This window comes from Sphingomonas kyeonggiensis (assembly GCF_030812785.1).
In the GTDB taxonomy this organism is placed as follows: Bacteria; Pseudomonadota; Alphaproteobacteria; order Sphingomonadales; family Sphingomonadaceae; genus Sphingomonas; species Sphingomonas kyeonggiensis_B.
In genome coordinates, this window is sequence record NZ_JAUSTJ010000003.1 from 488,456 (window position 1) to 507,361 (window position 18,906).

Annotated in this window: 5 protein-coding genes; all 5 read right to left on the reverse strand. The window is 68.1% G+C overall.

Annotated features, from left to right (window positions below):
• Window positions 1–108 precede the first annotated feature (108 nt).
• Entirely contained in the window at window positions 109–2,826 is a 2,718-nt protein-coding gene (locus J2W22_RS19980) for a M16 family metallopeptidase (RefSeq protein ID WP_307120034.1), read from the reverse strand.
• Window positions 2,827–2,894: 68 nt separating this feature from the next.
• Window positions 2,895–6,311, reverse strand: coding sequence for a TonB-dependent receptor (locus J2W22_RS19985; protein WP_307120035.1), 3,417 nt, complete (start codon window positions 6,309–6,311; stop codon window positions 2,895–2,897).
• Between the two features lie 110 nt (window positions 6,312–6,421).
• A complete protein-coding gene (locus tag J2W22_RS19990; RefSeq protein ID WP_307120036.1) occupies window positions 6,422–7,369 on the reverse strand; it encodes a FecR family protein in 948 nt (315 codons plus the stop codon).
• Window positions 7,366–7,824, reverse strand: a complete 459-nt coding sequence (locus J2W22_RS19995) for an RNA polymerase sigma factor (protein WP_307120037.1) — start codon at window positions 7,822–7,824, stop codon at window positions 7,366–7,368. The genes J2W22_RS19990 and J2W22_RS19995 overlap by 4 nt, the downstream gene beginning before the upstream one ends.
• A gap of 184 nt (window positions 7,825–8,008) precedes the next feature.
• Window positions 8,009–18,898 (reverse strand): autotransporter outer membrane beta-barrel domain-containing protein, encoded by a 10,890-nt coding sequence (locus J2W22_RS20000; protein ID WP_307120038.1) that lies wholly within the window; start codon window positions 18,896–18,898, stop codon window positions 8,009–8,011.
• Window positions 18,899–18,906 lie beyond the last annotated feature (8 nt).

Sequence of the window (18,906 nt, forward strand, 5' to 3'; positions counted from 1 at the left end):
CGGGGTTTGGGATCCCACTTTCCCCCGCGCCGCGTTGATTTCGAGAGCTATTCGTCACCCGGGACGGTGGAGCGGGGGACCGCTCCACCGTCCCGGCGTACCGAGCGCCTAGCGCAGCTTGCGGCCCTCCGCGTCCCAGATCTCGACCGTGCCGAGATTGAGCGCGCGGACCTTCGCCTCGATCTTCGAAAGATCGCCTACGACCACCCAGGTCATCGCGTCTGGATGGAGCAGCTGGGCGGAGCGGGTGATGGTGTCGGTGCGGAGCGCCGCATATTGCGCGGGCAGGGTGGTGATCCACTCGTACGGGCGGCCGAGCCGGTTCACATATTGGAGATAGCCGACCATCGCGTTGTTGGTCTCAAACCGGCCGGGCAGGGAGAGCACTTCGCCCTTGCTCAGCAGGTCGAGCTCCGCCTGGGTCGCCGGCTTGGTGCCGCGGATGCCGCGGATCTCCTTGTCGATCTCGCTCAGCGCCTCGGCCGTCTTGTCGGTCTGGATGCCGGTCGCCACGCCGAAGGCCTGGGGTCCGCGTGCCTCGGCGACATAGGAATTGGCGCCATAGGTCCAGCCCTTGCCCTCGCGCAGGTTCATGTTGAGCCGCGCGGTGAAGCCGCCGCCCAGCACGTCGTTCATCGCCCCGATCTCGAAATTGCGCGGATCGGTGCCGTCGGGCAGGATCTCGCCGACGCGGATCACCGACTGGATCGCGCCGGGCTTGTCGATCAGCACGACGCGCGAAGCGGTCACGGCGGGGACGGGATCGATATGCTTGCTGCCCTTGGCGCGCGCCGGGGCCTTCCAGCTGCCGAAGCCCTTTTCGAGCGCGGCGGTGAGCGTGGCTAGATCGGTGCCGCCCGCCGCATAGATCACGGCGTTGTCCGGGCGGATCCAGCTGTCGTGGAACGCCACCAGATCCTCGCGGGTGATCGACTTGAGCGTCTCCGCCCGGCCCGCCAGCGGCACGCCGTACGCGTGGTCCGGGCCATAGACGATGCTGGTGAAGGTACGCTGCGCGATCTCGTCCGGATTGACCAGCGCTTGGGACAGGCCCGAGAGATGCTGCTGGCGGTCGCGCTCCAGGTCGGCGGGCCGAAAGCCGGGATTGCGGATGTAGTCGGCCCAGAGCGCCACGGTGTCGGGCAGCGACTTGGTCATCGCCGAGGCCATGAAGTCTGTCGTGTCGACATCGCTATAGCTGTAGATGCGCGCGCCGAGCATCGCCTGGCGCTCCGCGAACTGCTGGCCGGTCAGCGTCACCGTGCCTTCGTCCATCAGCCCCAGCGTGAACCCGCCGACGCCGTGCTTCGCGCCCTTTTCCGCAGCCTGGCCGGCATCGAAGACCATCGTCATGTCGACGGTCGCCGTCCCCGGCCGCTCGGCGAACACCACGCGGATGCCGTTGGAAAGCTTGGCCTCCTGCACCTGGGGCAGCTTGAGCGCGGGCGACGGGCCGAGCGGCGGCAGCTTGGTCCGGTCGGCGCCGTCCACCACCGCCTTGTGGCTGCCGAAGGGGAGCACGGTGAGCTTGTAGCTGGGCTTGCCCAGCCAGGTGCTGGCGACGATACGGATCTCGGGCGCGGTGAGCGCCTGGAAGCGCCTGTCGTCCACCGCATATTGGCCGGGATTGTCGGCGAACATCGCGCCGCTGGCCAGCGCCATCGCCTTTACGTAGATCGATTCCATCGCACGGGCATTGTCGGCCGATCCACTCGCCTTGACCCGGGCGAGCTCCGCCGGGGCCGGCCCCTTGGCGAGGAACTCGTCGATCACCTGCTTCACCGCCGCCTCGGCCACGGCGCGATCGACGCCGGGCTTCAGCCGCACATCGACCGAGAAGACGCCCGCAACCGCATAGCCGGCATATTGCGCCGAGGCATAGGTCGCGAGCTGCTTCTCCTGCACCAGCACCTGGTGGAGCCGCGAGGTCTTGCCGCGGCCAAGCGCCTGGGCGGCGAGCTGCAGCGCCTGGGCTTCGGGCGAGCGATTGCCCGGCACCGCCCAGTTCCAGGCGATGGCGAGCTGCGGCACGTCGTCCTGCATCACCTCGCTCTTGTCGCGCTCGAGCGCCGGCACCCATTCGGTCGTGCGGCTGACCGGCGATCCGGCGGGCACGCTGCCGAAATACTTGGCCATCAGCGTCTTGGCCTGCTCCAGCGTCACGTCGCCCGAGAGCGAGACCACCGCGTTGCTGGCGCCGTAATATTGGCCGAACCAGCCCTTCACGTCGTCGAGCGAAGCGGCGTTCAGGTCCTCCATCGAGCCGATCGTCGGATGGTGATAGGGATGGCCGAGCGGGAACAGCGCCGCTGCCTCGCGCTGGTCCATCAGCGCATAGGGCGTGTTCTCGCGGGTGCGCTTCTCGTTCTGGACGACCTTGCGCTGCTCATCGAGCTTGGCCTGGCTGATCGCGCCCGAGAGATAGCCCATGCGGTCGGACTCGAGCCACAGCACGCGCTCCAGCCCGCCGGTGGGGACGATCTCGTAATAATAGGTCTGGTCGAGCGACGTGGCGCCGTTGACGCCGGATACGCCGATCTCTTGGAGCGGCGGCATATATTCCTTGTCGTGATGCTCGGAGCCGTTGAACATCAGATGCTCGAACAGGTGCGCAAAGCCCGACTTGCCGGCGGGCTCGTTCATCGAGCCGACGTGATACCAGACCGCGACCGCGATCTTGGGCGTCTTGTGGTCCTCATGGACCACGACGCGCAGGCCGTTGGGCAAAGTGAACTGCTGATAGGGAACCAACTCCTGCGCGCTGGCGGGAAGCGCCGCGGCAATGGCGAGCGTCGCCGCGGCAAGGAGCAACCTTGTGGCCTTCATGGGGATATCCTCGAACAGAAAAGAGCCGGCTCCCCGCGCACGAAGGAGCCGGCAGGAGCGTGCAGTCGTCAGAAGATCGCGGCGGCGCCGATCTTGAACTTGCGGCCGCCCAGATAGGTGGCGCGGGTGTAGGTGCCGTAGATCAGCTGCTGGACATCGGGAGTCTCGGTGCCCTTGAGCAGGTCCGAACCCTCGATGTAGAGTCGGTACTTCCGGCCCTTGTCGATGTAATATTCGCCGCGCAGGTCGAGCGTCCGGACGCCCTGGTTGTAGACCGACAGGCCGCGCGGGTAGAAATTGTCCAGCGACTTCGACTGGAAGCTATAGGCCAGCGTGCCGTCGAAGCCGTACTTCTGATAGGTCAGCGCGACGGTGCCCGAATGCTTGGGCTGCTGGTTGAACGGCAGGCCGCCGAATTCATAGACGGCGTCCTGGCCGGCGGTCGCATAGGCCCAGCTGTAGCGCTGATAGCGGCTGCTCTTGGTGTAGGTATAGTTGGCGATGATGCCGAGGCCGCCCAGCGCGCCGGGGAGGAATTCGAACTGCCGCTCAAACCGGCCTTCCACGCCCCAGATGGTGGCGGCGTGGGGGCTGTTGATCGGCGATCCGCCGGTGATGAAGTAATTCTCCGGGTGTGCCGGATCGAAATAGGGTGCGCCCTGGAAATAGGGGTGATTGGGCAGGGTGACATTGGCCAGGTTGGCCGGGCCATCGGTCCGGTTGGACTGGAGCAGGTTGTCGATCCGCTTGTAGAAGCCGCCCAGCTTGATGATGCCGATCTTGTGATAATATTCGGCGCTCAGGTCGAAATTGTGCGTGGTCGCCTGCTTCAGGTTGGGATTGCCCGAATCGATCTGCAGTCGCGGCTGTATGCCGTTGGGCCCCGGGATCGGCAGGTTGATGAAGGCGATCCGGGTCTGCGACGAGAGTTCGCCGATCTGCGGCCGTGCGACCGACAGGAAATAGCCGCCGCGGAAGATCAGATTGTCGCTCTGGCGGAAGTTGAACAGCACGCGCGGCAGGAAATCCTCGGACTTGGCCGTTTCCGTCACCAGCTTGCTGAACGCGTTCTGAAACGGAACGTCGGCGCCGATGATGCCGCCACTGTTCAGCAGCGGGCCGACATAGGTCGGGAACACCAGGTTGGTGGCGCGCAGGTCGGTGCGATTGTAGCGCACGCCGCCAATCACCTCGAGCTTGCCGAACTGCAGCCGGCTCTGGACATAGGCGGCGTAATTGTCCTCGCGCGTGCCCTGCTTGTCCTGGCCGATCGCCGGGGCGATGGGCGCAAGGGTGAACTGCGGATATTTGGCGAGATAATCGCGCATGTTGTTGAAGAAGCCGATCGCCGTGCCTTCGCTCATCGCCGTGAAGTTGGCGCCGGTGACGCCCACGCGGGTCAGGTCGGTAGGCGAGAAGGGCAGGCCAAGCTCCTTGATCGACGCGCTGCCGCCGAACTGGGTGCGCAGCAGGTCGCTGCCGAACTCGGTGCGCTCGTAGCGGGCGCCGACCTGGACGTATTTCAGGAAGCCCCAGTCCATGTCCCAGCGCAGGCTGACATCGCCGGTATAGCGATTGTTGCTGCCGGTGGTGGTGTCGATCCCCCCGGTTCCCGCGGTGATGGTGTAGCGTGACGGATCGTTGATCAGCGCCCAGCCGGCGCTGCTCAGCAGCGGGATGGGGATATCGCGGCCGCTGCGCCGGCCGAACGGGGTCACGATATAGCCGAGCTTGGCATCGGTGGCACTGGGCTGGAACAGCGCAGCGGTCGCGTCGCTGTCCGGCATGCGCAGGTCGAGCGTGGTGTTGCGGTCGTGGTTCTCGCTGCCATGGGCATAGCCGGCGAGATAATTGAAGGTCAGCTTGCCCGCCGTGCTCTTGCCCGAGAAGCTGTAGGTGTCGGTGATCGTCTTGGCGTTCGGATCATAGCTGTACTGCTGCTCGCGCTGGATCGCGGCATTGCCGGGCGCAAGGCTCAGATTCAGCGCGGAGACGGCGTCGCCGCCGGGCATGTCCGAATATTTGCTCAGCCCGCCGAAGATGTCGGTCATCGAATAATAGGTGCGGTCGCTCTCGGCGTGCTGGAAGTCGAACTTCAGGTTGGTGTGGTTGCCGATGTTCCATTCGGCCGAGACCGTCGCCGCCAGCGTGGTCTGCTTCACATGATTGAAGCTCGCGAAGAGCTGGGTGACATAGGCGCCGTCGTCGCCCGGCACGTAGGGAAAGCTGGTGTGCGGATCCACCGCGTCGGGCGAGGTCAGCGTCGGCGTGCCGTTGGCGGCGTTGGGCAGCAGCGCGCCGAACTTGGTCACCGTGTTGTAGGAGATGTTGCGCACCGAGTTGCGGCGATACTGGACCGAGGCGCTCAGGCCGAAATTGTCCTGCGCGCCGAAGCGCCCGGCGACGGTGCCGGAGACGAGGAAGTCCTTGCTGAAGTCCTTGCCGCTCAGCCCGCCTTCGATCTGGAGGCTGGCATAGCGATGCGGCCGGTTGAGCGGCGACAGCGTCTCGATCTCGATCAGGCCGCCGGTGCCGGCGCTGTCCTGGCTGGGGAGCAGGCTCTTGCTGATCGTGATCTTGCCGACCGAATCCGCGAGCAGGTTGCTGAGGTCCGCCGAGCGGCCGGTGCCGTTGCCGACCGGCAGCTGCAGGCCGTTGAGCTTGACGTTGTTCATGTCCGGATCGAGGCCGCGGACGATCACGTTGGTGCCGTCGCCGGTCACGCTGTCCCGCTGGAACGAGACGCCGGCGGTGCGGCGCAGCGCGTCGGAAAAGGTGGTGCCGGTGAAATTGCCCAAATCGTCTGCGGAGACGACTTCGGTGTTGTTCTCGGCCGAGCGCTGCAGGTTGAGCGCGTTGGCGCGGGCGCTGCGCGTACCATAGACGACGATCGGCACGCCTTCCTCAGCGCCCTCGTTCAGCGCCAGATCGACGGTCGACGCGTTTCCCGATCCGACCGCCACCAGCTGCGAGCGGGTCTCGAAGCCGAGAAAGGAAATCTCCACCGTATATTGGCCGGGCGCGATGCTCGGAAAGTTGAAGTCGCCATTGTCGTCGGCGGTGGTGGTCTGGCCGGTCTCGACGATGCGGACCAGGGCGCCGGCCAGGGCGCGGCCGCCCTCGTCGCGGGTCAGGTGCCCGGAGATCGACCCTTTGTCGCCGCTGGTGCGGTTCTGCGCGGCGGGGGCGACGACGATGTACGATCCGCCCTGGGTGACGTTGAGCGACAGGCCCGAACCCTGGAGCAGCGCCTGGAAGGCGTCACGGGCGGTGAATTCCCCGTGCAGCGCCGGCGCGGCGCGGCCGCGCAGCGACGGGCCGTCGAAGATGATGTTGGTCGAGGTACGCGTGGCGACCGAGCGGAGCGCCGCTTCGAGCGGCTGTGCCGCCATGTCGAAGCTGTAGCGCGTCTGCGCCTGGGCGGCCGGGATGACGAAGACGCAGCTGCTGGCTGCGAGCATGGCAAGCGTGAGTTTGGACGGCATTGCTTTCCCCCCGGGAGCGCGACCCCTTCGCTTGCTCCCTCATGGGTCTAGACGATGCTGCGTTGCGAAACCGACATGGCAAAGAAACAAAAATGTCACCCCGCGCGAAATCAGCGCACGATGTGCATAGTCTGGCCGTTCTGCTCGACCCGCAGCCCGTGGAGCGCGGCGACGGCGCGGGCGAATTCCGCGGTGTCGTTGGTGGCGAACACGCCGGAGACGCGCAGCCCGGCAAGGCGGGGATCGTCGATGACGAGGCGCGGGCCGCCATAGCGGTTGAGCTCGGTCACCGCGTCCCCCAGCGGGGTGTCGGCGAACATCGCCTGGCCGCGGCGCCAGGCGGTGGCGGCGTCGGCGGTCTGTGCATCGATCCGCGCCGGGCCTTCCACCGGTGCACGCAGCCGGTCGCCGGGGTTGAGATAGGTGGGGGGCAGCTTGACCGGCGCGGGCCGGATGTCGGTAACCGCCACCTTGCCCTGGAGCAGGGTGACGATCACTTCGCCGCGGTCGCGCCGCACCACGAAGCTGGTGCCGACCGCCCGGATCTGCTTGTCGCCGGCACGCACGATGAACGGGCGGGCGCTATTGTGCGCGACCTCGAACATCGCCTCGCCGCGGTCCAGCTCGACCAGCCGCTGGGCGGGATCGTAGCGCACCTCGACGCTGCTGTCGGTATTGAGCGCGATGCGGCTGCCGTCCTCGAGCGTCGCGACCTTCTGCTCGCCCATGGTGGTGGAATAGGCGGAGGGCTCGGACAGCCAGAAGAAGGAACCGATCCCGATCGCGAGCAGCAGCGAGGCGGCGAGGGCCAGCTCGCGGATGGGCAGATGCCGCCGCGCGGGCAGGGGGCGAGGCGCGGGGCGTTCGCCCATCAGCGCCGCGGCGCCGGGCAGGTCGGCCCAGATGTCGGTAGCCTGCTCGAACGCCTTCTGGTTCGCAGGATCTGCGCGCAGCCAGTCCTTGAACGCAGCTTCGCGCGCGGCGGTTCGCGCATCGCCTTGCAGACGTGCGAGCCACGCTGCGGCTTCGGCCGAGGCACGGGGAGGGGAATGGCTCACCAGCCGTCCATCCATTGCATCAGCTGGAGCGTCGCACGCGCCACCTGCTTCTCCACCGCCGCCACACTCATCCCCTCGTCCGCCGCGATCTCGGCGTAGCTGCTTCCCTCGAGCCGCCGCCGCAGCAATATGCGGCGGGTTCGTTCCGGCAGTGTTTCCAGACCGGCCCTGGCATGTTCGAGCCGCTTTTGCTGCTCCATGATCTGCGCCGGGTTCGGTGTCGAGTCGGCAATGTTGGCGAGGTCGCTGACATCGGCGAAGGGGGCGCGCGCATCGCGCCGCCGGCGATCGATCGAGAGGTTGACCGCGGCCGTCACCAGCAGCGCCTCGCGCGAGCGGGCGGTCTGGTCGCGCTCGTAGCGCTCGATCCTGAGAAACGCCTCCTGCACCAGCTCGTCCGCATCCTGTTCGGCGACACCACGCCGCACGACCGCGCGCTTTGCCTTGGCGAGCATGTTCGCAAGGTCCCGCACGGCCTTCCCGGCTAGCTAGACGTGCGAGAGGTGGAAACCCGACAGGGAGATCGGGCCAGATTGGGAGAATCCATCATTTTGTAATGTGTGGACCGGCGCCGCGCCGATGCCAAGTCCCGAACGCAAGCAGCGGCCGGCCACCCTGGGGGGTGCCGGCCGTGCCCGATCAGAAGGCGAGGCGCAGGCCGCCGGTGCCCTTCAGGCTGTAGCTCTTGCCGAAGTCGCGGAGCGCGGTGTCCGCCGAGACCTGGCTGTATAGCGTCACCCTGCCGAGTTGCACGCTGCCGCCCAGCCCGAACTCGCCCCACAGCCGCTCGTTGCTGCGCGCGATCGGCGTTCCGGAGACCTGGGTGACCGTGCCGTCCAGCCACTCATAGCTGAGGTTCGCCACTGCATAGAGGTGGCTGCCGGCGTCCTGGCGATCGAGCGAGATGCCCCAGCGCGTCTTCAGGCTGTCGCCCAGGCGCGACGAGACTTCCGCTCCGTTCGGATCGGTGAAGCGATCGAAGCCGACGGTCGAATAGGTCATCTGGATCTGCGGCGTCACCGACAGCTTGCTCGAGAGCGGCGAGCGCTTGCCGACCTCGACGCTATAGGCCTGCCCGGTGCCGTCATTGCCATCGGCCAGCTTGCCGAGCACGCTCGACTTCAGCTTGCTGTCGAACCAGGTGAACTGCGCCCGGCTGTCGACATAGAAGCCCTGCGGCCCGAACCAGCTGAGCGTCGCGCCCGCGCCATAGCCGCGGGTCTTGATGCTGCCATTGCCGAAGGGCGAGGCGATGTTCGCCCGCGCCTCGCCATAGCTGCCCAGCACGCCGACCACGAGGGTCGAGCCGTCGCCACGGGTGCTGACCGCCCGATCGACGCCGAGCTCGACCTTCCAGCTGTCGACATTGACGTCGGACAGGCTGGTCGACTGCACGGCATTGGGCCGGGAGCGGGCGCTCTCCATCCGGCCCCAGATCCCCGAGATGCCGTCGCTGCCCGAGGACCAGCGGCGATTGCCGACGCGCTCCTGCATCGTGCCGATGGCGTTGAGCGTCGCCAGCGTCTGGCCATAGGCCTCATAGACCGGCACGCCCGGCTGGTAGAGCGGGGTGGCCGGCGGAGCCACCGGGCTCAACAGGGCCGAACGGAGATACCAGTCGCCGTCGGCCGGGTTGGCGACGCCGTTCTTGTAGAGCCGGTAGCCATAGGCGCCGGCGATAAGCGCCGGGGCGCCTTCGAAGACATAGTCGCCTTCGAGCGTGAACACGCCGTTCGAGGCGCCCGCCACATCGACGATCTTGATGCCCTCGACAGTGGGGGCGCCGGTGCCGCCAAGGTTGGTCACCTTGACCAGCGTGGTGCCCGCCGTCGCGCCGCCCACCACCAGCTGGTCTGCGCGTGCTCCGTCGCCGCCCAGCTCCGCCTCGATCTCCAGCGTGCCTTTGGCGCCGGTATAAGTGCCTGTAAGAGTGAGCGTGCCGACCCCGGAGAGGCCGGGCGCGATCGTGCCGGAATTGGTGACGTTGCCCACCGTTCCCGTGCCCTCGAGACGGCCGGCTGCATCGACATTGACCGAGCCGCCCAGCACGCCCGTCACCGCCAGCGTGCCTGCCGACACGCGCGCGATACCGGCATAGCCGGCGCTGGCGCCGCCCAGCACCAGCGTGCCGGTGCCGGCCTTGGTGAGGTTGCCCGTGCCCGAAAGCACGCCGCCCAGCGTGAAGCTCGTGCCGGTTGCGGTCGAGAGGGTGCCCGCGCCCTGCAGGACGAGGTTGCGGGTGCTGGCCAGCGTGGCGGTGGTGACGAGGGTGCCGCCATCGAGAGTCAGACCGCCCGAAGCCGCGCCCAGATTGGCGTCGCTCGCGATCTGCACGGTGCCGCCGGTCACCAGCGTGCCGCCGGTGTAGCTGTTGGTGCCGCCGAGGACGAGCGTGCCCGCATCAGTCTTGACCAGCTGGCTCGCGCCGGTGAGCGCCGCGTTGATCGTGGCGGTATAGCCCGCACCCGCGGTGCTGCCGTCGCCGACCCGGATCACCGCCTGCGCGCCGGCAAGGGCGATGGACCCGCCGGTGACGGTGTAGCCGCCGACAGCGAACTGCATCCCCGAAGCGGCGACCTGGCCGGGACCGTTGTCGACGGTGACCGTGCCGGCGGTTCCGCCGAACACCGCAAAGGCGCCGTCGCTATAGGCCGCGTTGATCGCCCCCGAGGCGTCGGCCCAGTTGTCGTTGCCGGTGCCGTTCTGCCAGATGCCGGTGCCGCCGTTGATTGAGCCATTGTTCTTCGGGCCGGCGGCGCCGTCCCAGAAGTTGAGCGTAAGGCCGGCGAAGTTGACCAGGTTCACCTGGCCGGCGACCGAAGTCTGCACTGCCACGTTGCTGCCTGCCGGCAGCGCACCGAGGGTCAGGCCATTGTCGGTGAGCGTGCCGCCATAGTTGAACACGCGGTAGATGCCGGCGCTGAAGGCGCCGCCGGCGGGAACCGACACGTTGATCGTGCCGTCCAGCACCAGGTTGCCGCCGACATTGACCAGGTCGTTGAGCGCGCCTCCGGCGACGTTCGCCGAGCCGAATTCATAGGCGAGCGTCGCGCCCTGGGCGATCGCCAGATTGCCGCCGATGGTCAGGGTTCCGGCACCGCCGGCGCCCGGCGACAGCGTGCCGTTCAGCGTCACATTGCCGCCGATCGTGCCGGTGCCGCCAAGGGTTGCGCCCGCCGCGACGGTGGTGACGCCGGTGGTCGCGGCGAAGTTGCCGTTCACCAGCAGCGTGCCCTGGGCGACCTGGGTGCCGCCGGTGAAGCTGCCGGTTCCGCCGAGCACCAGCGTGCCGGTGCCGGTCTTGGCGAGATTGCCCGCGCCGGTGATCGCGCCGCTCAAGGTCAGCGTCGTCCCCGCATCGGTGGCGAGCACGCCCTGTCCGTCGAGCGTGACGGCGCGTGCCGAGCCGATGTCGGCGGTGGTGTTGAGCGTGCCGCCATTGAAGCTGAGACCGCCCGAGGCCGCGCCCAGATTGGCGTCGCTCGCGATCTCCAGCACGCCGCCATTGATTGCGGTACCGCCGGTATAGCTATTGGCGCCGGCCAGGATCAGCCGGCCGATATCGGTCTTCACCAGCTGGGTGTTGCCCGCGATCACCGACTGGATGTTGGCGCTATAGCCGATGCCCGCCACGCTGCCGTCGCCGACGCGGATCACCGACTGCGGGCCGGTGAGGGTCAGCGTGCCGCCCTGGATGACATAGTCGCCATGGGCCGCGAACTGGAGGCCGGCCGCGGTCACTGCGCCCTGGCTGTTGTCGATGGTGACATTGCCCACCGCGCCGGCGAAGATCGCGATGGCGCCATTGTCGAACGCCGAGTTCACCGCGCCGCTGACATCGGTCCAATTGTCGGTGCCCGTAGCACGCCAGATGCCGCCGCCGCCGGCGATAGCGCCGTCGAACTTCGGACCCGTGTTGCCGTCCCAGAAGTTGAGCACGGCCGAGCCGGTGTTGACCAGATTGACCTGGCCCGCGATCGAGGTCTGCACGCTCAGCTCGGCACCTGCCGGCATGGTACCGATGGCGAGGCCGTTATTGGTGAGCGTGCCGCCATAATTGGCGATCCGATACAAGCCGATGTCGAACGCACCGCCGGCCGAGACCGAGACGTTGATCGTGCCGTCGAGCACCAGGTTGCCGCCGACATTGACCAGGTCGTTGAGCGGGCTGCCTACCGAATTGGCCGCGCCGAACTCATAGGCGAGGGTCGAACCCGCCGACAGGGTCAGCCCGCCATTGATGGTGAGCGTGCCCGGGCTGTTGCCTGGCGACAGCGTGCCGCCGTCCGCGATCAGCACGTCGCCACCGAGGATGCCCGAGCCGCCCAGCGTCGCGCCGCTGGCGACGGTGGTGAGGCCGGTCGCCGCCGACTGGTCGCCATTGACCAGCAGCGTGCCGGCAGTGACGCTGGTCGTGCCGGTGTAGCTGTTGGCGCCGGTCAGGGTGAAGCTGCCCGTGCCGGACTTCACCAGCCCGCCGCTGCCGGCGATCGTGCCGGTGAAGCTGGTGCCGTTGGCGGTGCCGAAGCGCAGTGTCTTGCCGCCGAGCGCGACCGCGCCGGCACCCGACAGGTCGCCGATCGTGGTGCCGGAGCCAGTAAGGCCGCTGATGTCGAACACCGTGCCGGCATTCACCGTCACTGCGCCGCCCGCATAGAGCGCGCCATTGCCGACCAGCGCCAGCGTGCCGCCATTCACGGTCGTGCCGCCGGTATAGCTCTGTGCCTCGAGGAAGCGCACCGCACCGCTCGGCGCCTGGATCACCACGCTGCCGCCGGTACCGCCGCCGATGCCGCCATCGGCGATGCTGCCCGACCAGTCGGAGAAGGAGAGGGTGGCGCCCAGCGTCAGCACTTTCGAGCCGAGCGCGATCGTGCCCGCCGCGCCGCTGTTGAGCTGGATCACCCGCGCGCCGGCATTGGTCTGCGAGATGTCGAACACCGTGCCCGCGCCGACGATCAGATTGCCCGCGCCGATCGTGCCATTGCCCGCCAGCGCCAGCGTGCCGGCGGCGATCAGGGTACGGTTCGAATAGCTGTTGACGCCGGTCAGCGTCAGCGTGCCGGTGCCGATCTTGTCGAGGAAGTTCCCCGACATGTTGCCCGCGCCATTGCCGATCACGCCGCTCAGCGTGACGTCGAAGCCCTGCGTGTCGATGCGGTTCGAGGTCGCGCTGCCGAGCGTGATCGCGCGGCCCGAGCTGAACGAGGCGCCGGCCTGGAACGTGCCGCCCTGGAGCGCCAGCACGCCTGCTGCGGCGCCCAGATTGGCGTCGCTGGAGACCTGCACGATGCTCGCGCCGGTGACGGTGGTGCCGCCCGCATAGCTATTGACCCCGCCCAGGATCAGCGTGCCGCCGCCCGTCTGGGTCAGCGTGCCGCTGCCCGAGATCGCCCCGCCCAGCGTCAGCGTGCCGGTGCGGTTCACCACCAGCGCGGCGTTGTTCACCACGTCGCCGGTGATGCTGCCGCCATTGCCGATCTGGAGCGTGCCACCCTCGATCCGCGTGCCGCCGGTATAGGCATTGGCGCCGGTCAGCACGAGCGTGCCAAGGTCGGTCTTCACCAGCTGGCTCGCGCCGGTGAGCGCGCTGGCGATCGTCGCGGTATAGCCTGCGCCTGCCGCAGTGCCGTCACCGACCCGGATCACCGCCTGCGCACCGGTCAGCGTCACCGCGTCGCCGGTGATCGCATAGCCGTTGGTGGCGAACTGCATGCCCGACACCGTGACCGCGCCCAGGCTGTTGTCGACCGTCACCGTGCCCGCGGTGCCGGTGAAGATCGCGATCGCGCCGTCGGAGAAGCCCGCGTTGAGCGCGCCGCTCAGGTCGGTCCAGTTGTCGTTGCCGGTGTGCGCCTGCCAGATGCCGGTGCCACCGGCGATCGCGCCGTCGAATTTCGGGCCGGCCGCGCCGTCCCAGAAGTTCAGCGTAAGCCCGCCGATATTGACCAGGTTGACCTGCCCGGCGACCGAGGTCTGGACGAAGGCTTCCGCCCCCGCCGGCTGGGTGCCCACCACGAGCCCGTTGTTGGTCAGCGCGCCGGCATAGTTGAGCAGCCGGTAGATGCCGACATCGAAGCTGCCGCCCGCCGAGGTGGTCACGTCGACCGTGCCGTCGAGCGTGAGGTTGCCGCCGACATCGACCAGATCGTTTAGGGGTCCGCCGACCGTATAGGCCTGGCCCAGCTCGAAGCCGAGATGCGAGCCCGCGCCGAGCGTCAGGTTGCCGTTGATCGTCAGCGTGCCGACGCCGTTCGAGCCCGCCGCCAGCGTGCCGCCGGCGCTCATGTCGACATTGCCGCCGATGATGCCGGTGCCGCCGAGCGTGCCGTTCGCGCCCACCGTGGTGAGCCCGGTCGCCGCGGACTGGTCGCCATTGATCAACAGCGTGCCGCCGGTGACGTTGGTGGCGCCGCTATAGCTGTTCGCCGCGCTCAGGATCGTCGTGCCGGTGGTCTGGTTGAGGCTGCCCGCGCCGCTGATCAGAGCGGCGAAGGCATAGGCCGGGTTCGTATGATTGAAGTTGATCCGCGAGGTCGCGCTGCCCAGGTCGAGCGCGGGCAGGGTGAACAGGCCGGCCGCCGCTGCCGCCGCGGCCTCCGCACCACCGATGTTGAGCACGCCGGTCGCCCCGGCATTGTCGGCCAGGGTGAAGGTGCCGCCGACCGCGATGCTGCCGCCATCGGCCAAAGTGAGCACGCCGGTGCCCGTGCCGGTGCCGATGGTCAGGTCGCCGCTCGTCGTGAATACCGATGCCGGCCCCGAGACCAGCAGCGCGGCCGGCCGCGTGGTCGCCGATCCGATCACCGCCGAGGCGAAGCTCGCCGCGCCGCCGTTCAGCAACGAGAAGCTGCCATTGGTCATCGCCAGCGTGCCGGTGCTGGTCCAGTTCGAGCCGGCGCCGGTGATCGTCAGGGTGGGGGCGGTGACGTTGCCGACCGCGGCACCCATCTGGTTGGCGCCGGTCGAACGCAGCGTGCCGCCCCCGCTGATCGTGACGTTCGCGATCGAGGTTCCGCCGCTGCTGGCGATGGCGAGCGGGCCGAGCAGGTCGGCCAGCGAGCCGGCGCCGGTCACGTTCAGGTTCGCCGCAGCGAGGGGCGCCGCGGGGCCGGAGCGGAGCGCCAGCCCGCTCACCGTGGTCCGCAGCACGCCGCCATTCTCGACATTGATCGTCGATGCTGCGCCGCTCGTGCCGGATGCGGTGATGAACCCGGTCGTGAAGGTCGATCCGATGCCGGAGACGGTCAGGGTGCCGCCATTGCTCAGGCTGGTCTGGTTCGCCGCGGTGACCGTGTTGCCGCTGGCGATGCGAAGCTCGCCCTGCTGGATCTGCGCCGAACCGGCCCAATTGCTGCTGCCGGTCAGGTTGAGCTGCCCGGCGCCCGCCTTGCTGAAGCTGCCCGAGCCGCTGATCGAGCCGGCATAGCTGGAGGCATCCGCGCGGTCGAAGCGGATATTGGCGTTGTTGACGATGTTGCCCGCGATCGTGCCGCTGGTGCCGCCATTGCCGATCAGCAGCGTGCCGATGCCGGTAATCGTGGTGCCGCCGCTGTGCGTGGCATCGCCGGTCAGCGTCACGGTGTTGCTGGTGTTGATCGTGAGCGCGCCGGTGCCGCCGATGTCGCCGCCCAGCACCCAGTCCGAGCCGGCGGTCGTGGTGACGGTGGCCGCGCCTGCCAATACCACGTCGCGGTTCGAGGTCATGTCGCCGGCGATCCGCAGCGTGCCGTTGTTGAAGCTCAGCCCGCCCGCAGCGTCGCCCAGATTGGCGTCGCTCGCCACCTGCAGCACGCCGCCGTTGATCGCGGTGCCGCCGGCATAGCTGTTGGCGCCGGTCAGCACGAGCGTGCCGAGATCGGTCTTCACCAGCTGGCCCGATCCGCCCAGCGCGCTGGCGATCGTCGCGCTGTAGCCGGCGCCCGCTGCGGTGCCGTCGCCCACGCGGATGATCGACTGCGGCGCGACCAGCCCGATCGTCCCGCCGGTGATCACATAGCCGCTGCGTGCGAACTGCATGCCCGATGCGTTGATCGCGCCCAGGCTGTTGTCGACCGTCACCGTGCCGGCCGCGCCCATGAAGATCGCGAAATTGCCGTCGGTATAGGGGCTGTTGATCGAGCCGTCGAACAGCGTCCAGTTGTCGTTGCCCGTCGCGGCTTGCCACACCCCGGTGCCGCCGGTGATCGTGCCGTCGCCGCGCGCGCCGTTGCCGTCCCAGAAATTGAGCGCCGCGCCGGCATAGTTGACCAGGTTGACCTGCCCGCCGACCGCGGTCTGGACCTGGACGATGCCCCCCGGCGTCGTGCCGAGCGCCAGGCCCTGGTCGTCCAGGGTGCCGCCATAGCTGAGCACCCGGTAGACGCCGACGCCGAACTCGCCGCCCGGCGTGACCGTCACGTTGATCGTGCCGTCGAGCCGCAGGTCGCCGCCCACCTCGATCAGGTCGTTCATCGGCCCGCCGACCACGTCCGACTGGCCGAACTCATAGTCGAGCAGCGAGTTGGTCCCCAGCGTGAGGTTGCCCGCGATGGTGAGCGTGCCCGGGCTGTTGCCCGGCGCGATCGTGCCGTCGGCGACGATCACGCTGCCGCCGATCGTGCCGGCGCCGCCCAGCCTGCCGCCGTTCAGCACATTGACCACGCTTGCGGCATTGCCCAGCGTGCCGTTCACCCGCAGCGTGCCGCCCGTGACATTGGCCACGCCGGCAAAGGCGCCGCTGGCGCCGGTCAGGTTGGTGGTGCCGGCCACCTGGTTGATCGCGCCCGCGCCGGAGATCGCGGCGCTGAACAGATAGTCGCTGTCGGTGTGGTTGAAGTTGAGGCGCGAGGTGCCGCTGCCCAGCGTGACCGTCGGCGCGGTGAAGGCGCCCGTCGCGGCGGCGGCCTGGCCCTCGGCACCGCCGATGCTGAGGATGCCGGTCGCAGTGCCGGCATCGGCCAGGACCAGCGATCCGGCAAGGTCCACCGCGCCGCCATTGCTCAGCACGAGCTCGCCGGTGCCCGCGCCGCTGCCGATCACCAGATCGCCGCCGGTGGTGGCCAGCGTCGAGCCGGCACCCGAGACGATGAGCGTCGCCGGCAGCGTCGCCGTTCCGAAGGTGGCGCTGGCGAAGCTCGCCGTGCCGCCCTGGCTCAGGATGAAGTCGCCATTGCTCATCACCAGCGAATTGGTGCTCGTCCAGTTCGATCCCGCGCCCGAGATCGTGGCCGACGGCACGCCGCGGGTATTGCCCGTCGCGAAGCCGATGATGCTCGTACCCGCGGTGCGCAGTGCGCCACCGCCGCTGATCGTCAACTTGCCGTTGGTGACACCCGAATTCGCGAGCACCAGCCCGCCCGCCACATCGGCCCGCGAGCCCGCGCCGTCGACGATGAGTTCTGCCGTGTTGGTCGAAGCGGCCGAGACGGTCGAAGCCCGCAGCGAGATGTCGCCGGTCGTGGTTGTGAGATGCCCGCCATTGGTGACGCTGACGGTCATCGTCCGGTTGAGGTTTGCGGCTCCGGTGATAGCAGTGGTGCTGAAGGCGGAGCCCGCCCCGTCGATGCCGAGAATGACCGGCACGGCGGTGTTGACGTTGATCGAGGTGGCGCCGCCGGAGATGGTCGTTCCGCCCCCCGCAATGAGGAACTGTCCTCCTGAGATGGTGGTCCCGCTGCCATAATTGTTCTGACCGGTGAGCGTGAGCGCTCCGGTGTTCGGCTTGGCCACACCGCCGGTGCCGGTGATCGAACCGGCATAGGTGAAGGCATCCGTACGATTGAACGCCACGGTGCTGTTGTTGAGGATGTTGCCCAGCACCGAGCCGGTGGTTCCGCCATTGCCGATGTTCAGCGTGCCCGAGGCGATCGTCGTGCCGCCCGTGTAGGTGTTATCGCCCACCAGGGTGAGCACGCCCGCGCCCGACTTGACCAGCGCACCGCCGCCCAGCAGCGGCCCTCCGATGGTCAGGTTGCTGCCGACAGTAGTGATCTCGAAGCCGCCGCCGCTCGCTCCCCAGTTGATCGTGCGCGCTATGCTGCCGCTTGCGCCAGTCCATTGGAGCGCGCCGCCATTGATCGTGAGCGCGCCGGACACGTCCCCGAGCGCGCCGTTCGAGGCCACCGAAAGCGTGCCGCCGGTGATCGTCGTGCCTCCGCTATAAGTGCTATTCGCGAGCAAAGTCGTCGTGCCCGATCCGCTCTGGCGGATCGATCCGGTGCCGCTGATGCTGCTGCTCACGGTGTTGGCGGCGCTGCTGTTGAAGACGAGGGCACTGTTGTTGGTCACCTGGCGGAACGCCACGCTGGCCGCACCGCCATCGCCGACCTGTAACGTGCCCTGGTTGATGGTCCAGTCCATCAGCATCGCGTTCGTGCCGGTCAGCGTCCAGGTGCTGGTGCCGTTCTTCTCGAACTTGTCGGACGTGTTGAAGTTGCGATACTTTCCCGTGGGCGAGACCTGCGAGATGTCGAAGCTCGCATCGGTGGGGCCGCCAAAGCCAAGGACTTCGGTGCCGCTCACGCTCGCGGTCACATTCCCCTCGATGTTCGAGGTCGCCCACAGCTCGAGGTACAGGCGGGTGCCGCCATTGGTGTCCATGCGGATCGCATCGGTGCTGCCGGCGCCGGCCCGGATCGTGCCCGTGTTGATGATCTTGACCGACCAGGCCTGGTCGAAGCTCTGGATCGCCGCGGCGCCGTTGCCGCCTTCGATCGTGCCCGCATTGGTGAGCGTCAGCAGCGAGGAACCGATGCCACGGATCGCCGCGCCGCCGGCAAAGGCCGGATCGCTGTTCGATCCGCCGCGGATCGTACCGTTGTTGATGATGAAAGAGGTCTGGCCGATGTTGCGCGAATAGATGGCGAAACCATCGCTGCCGCTCTGGCCGCTCGAGCCCTGGATCAGGCTGTTGTTGATCAGCGTGCCGCCGGTGTTGATCGATACGGCCACGCCTGCGTTGCCGCCTGTCGTGAAGTGCGTATAGGAGATCGAATCGCCGGCAATGATGGTGCCGTTGTTCACGAAGGTACCGGTGTCGTTCAGGCTGAGGGCGATGCCCGGCTCCTGACCCGCGCTGTTCACCGTGCTGCCGCGGATCGTCGCGCTGCTGGTGACGGTGCCCGTGCCCGTCAGCGACAAGGTTCCCGAAGTCACGCCGTTGTTGCCGGCGAAATTGCCGGCCAGGACCAGGGTATTGGTGCCTGAGGGACCGGCGATGAGCGTGCCCGGGCCGGTCGTCGGGCCGGTCAGCACGAAGCCCTGCGTATCGATGGTGACCGGCTTGTTCGGCAGGGTGAAGGTGGCGGTCGATACGCTGAAGCTGGAGCCCAGCACGATGCGGGGGGCATTGTCCGAATTGCCGGCGATGGTGGCGAGCGCCGCCTGCAGCTCCGCCTCGCTGTTCACCACATAGTCATCGGCCCAGGCCGCCCCGGGGAAGAGCAGGGAGAGTGCCAGCGCCGCGCCGCCCGCGCCTGCCAGCAGCTTGCGGCGGCGGCCGGCGGCGGCATGGTCGATCTCGTGGCCCGGCTTCGCGTTCGTGATCATGATAAGCT

What these genes read in the sequence shown, in the direction of transcription:
- J2W22_RS19995 (WP_307120037.1), bottom strand. Translation starts at nt 7,824, where the DNA reads ATGCTCGCCAAGGCAAAGCGCGCGGTCGTGCGGCGTGGTGTCGCCGAA.
- J2W22_RS19985 (WP_307120035.1), bottom strand. Translation starts at nt 6,311, where the DNA reads ATGCCGTCCAAACTCACGCTTGCCATGCTCGCAGCCAGCAGCTGCGTC.
- J2W22_RS20000 (WP_307120038.1), bottom strand. Translation starts at nt 18,898, where the DNA reads ATGATCACGAACGCGAAGCCGGGCCACGAGATCGACCATGCCGCCGCC.
- J2W22_RS19980 (WP_307120034.1), bottom strand. Translation starts at nt 2,826, where the DNA reads ATGAAGGCCACAAGGTTGCTCCTTGCCGCGGCGACGCTCGCCATTGCC.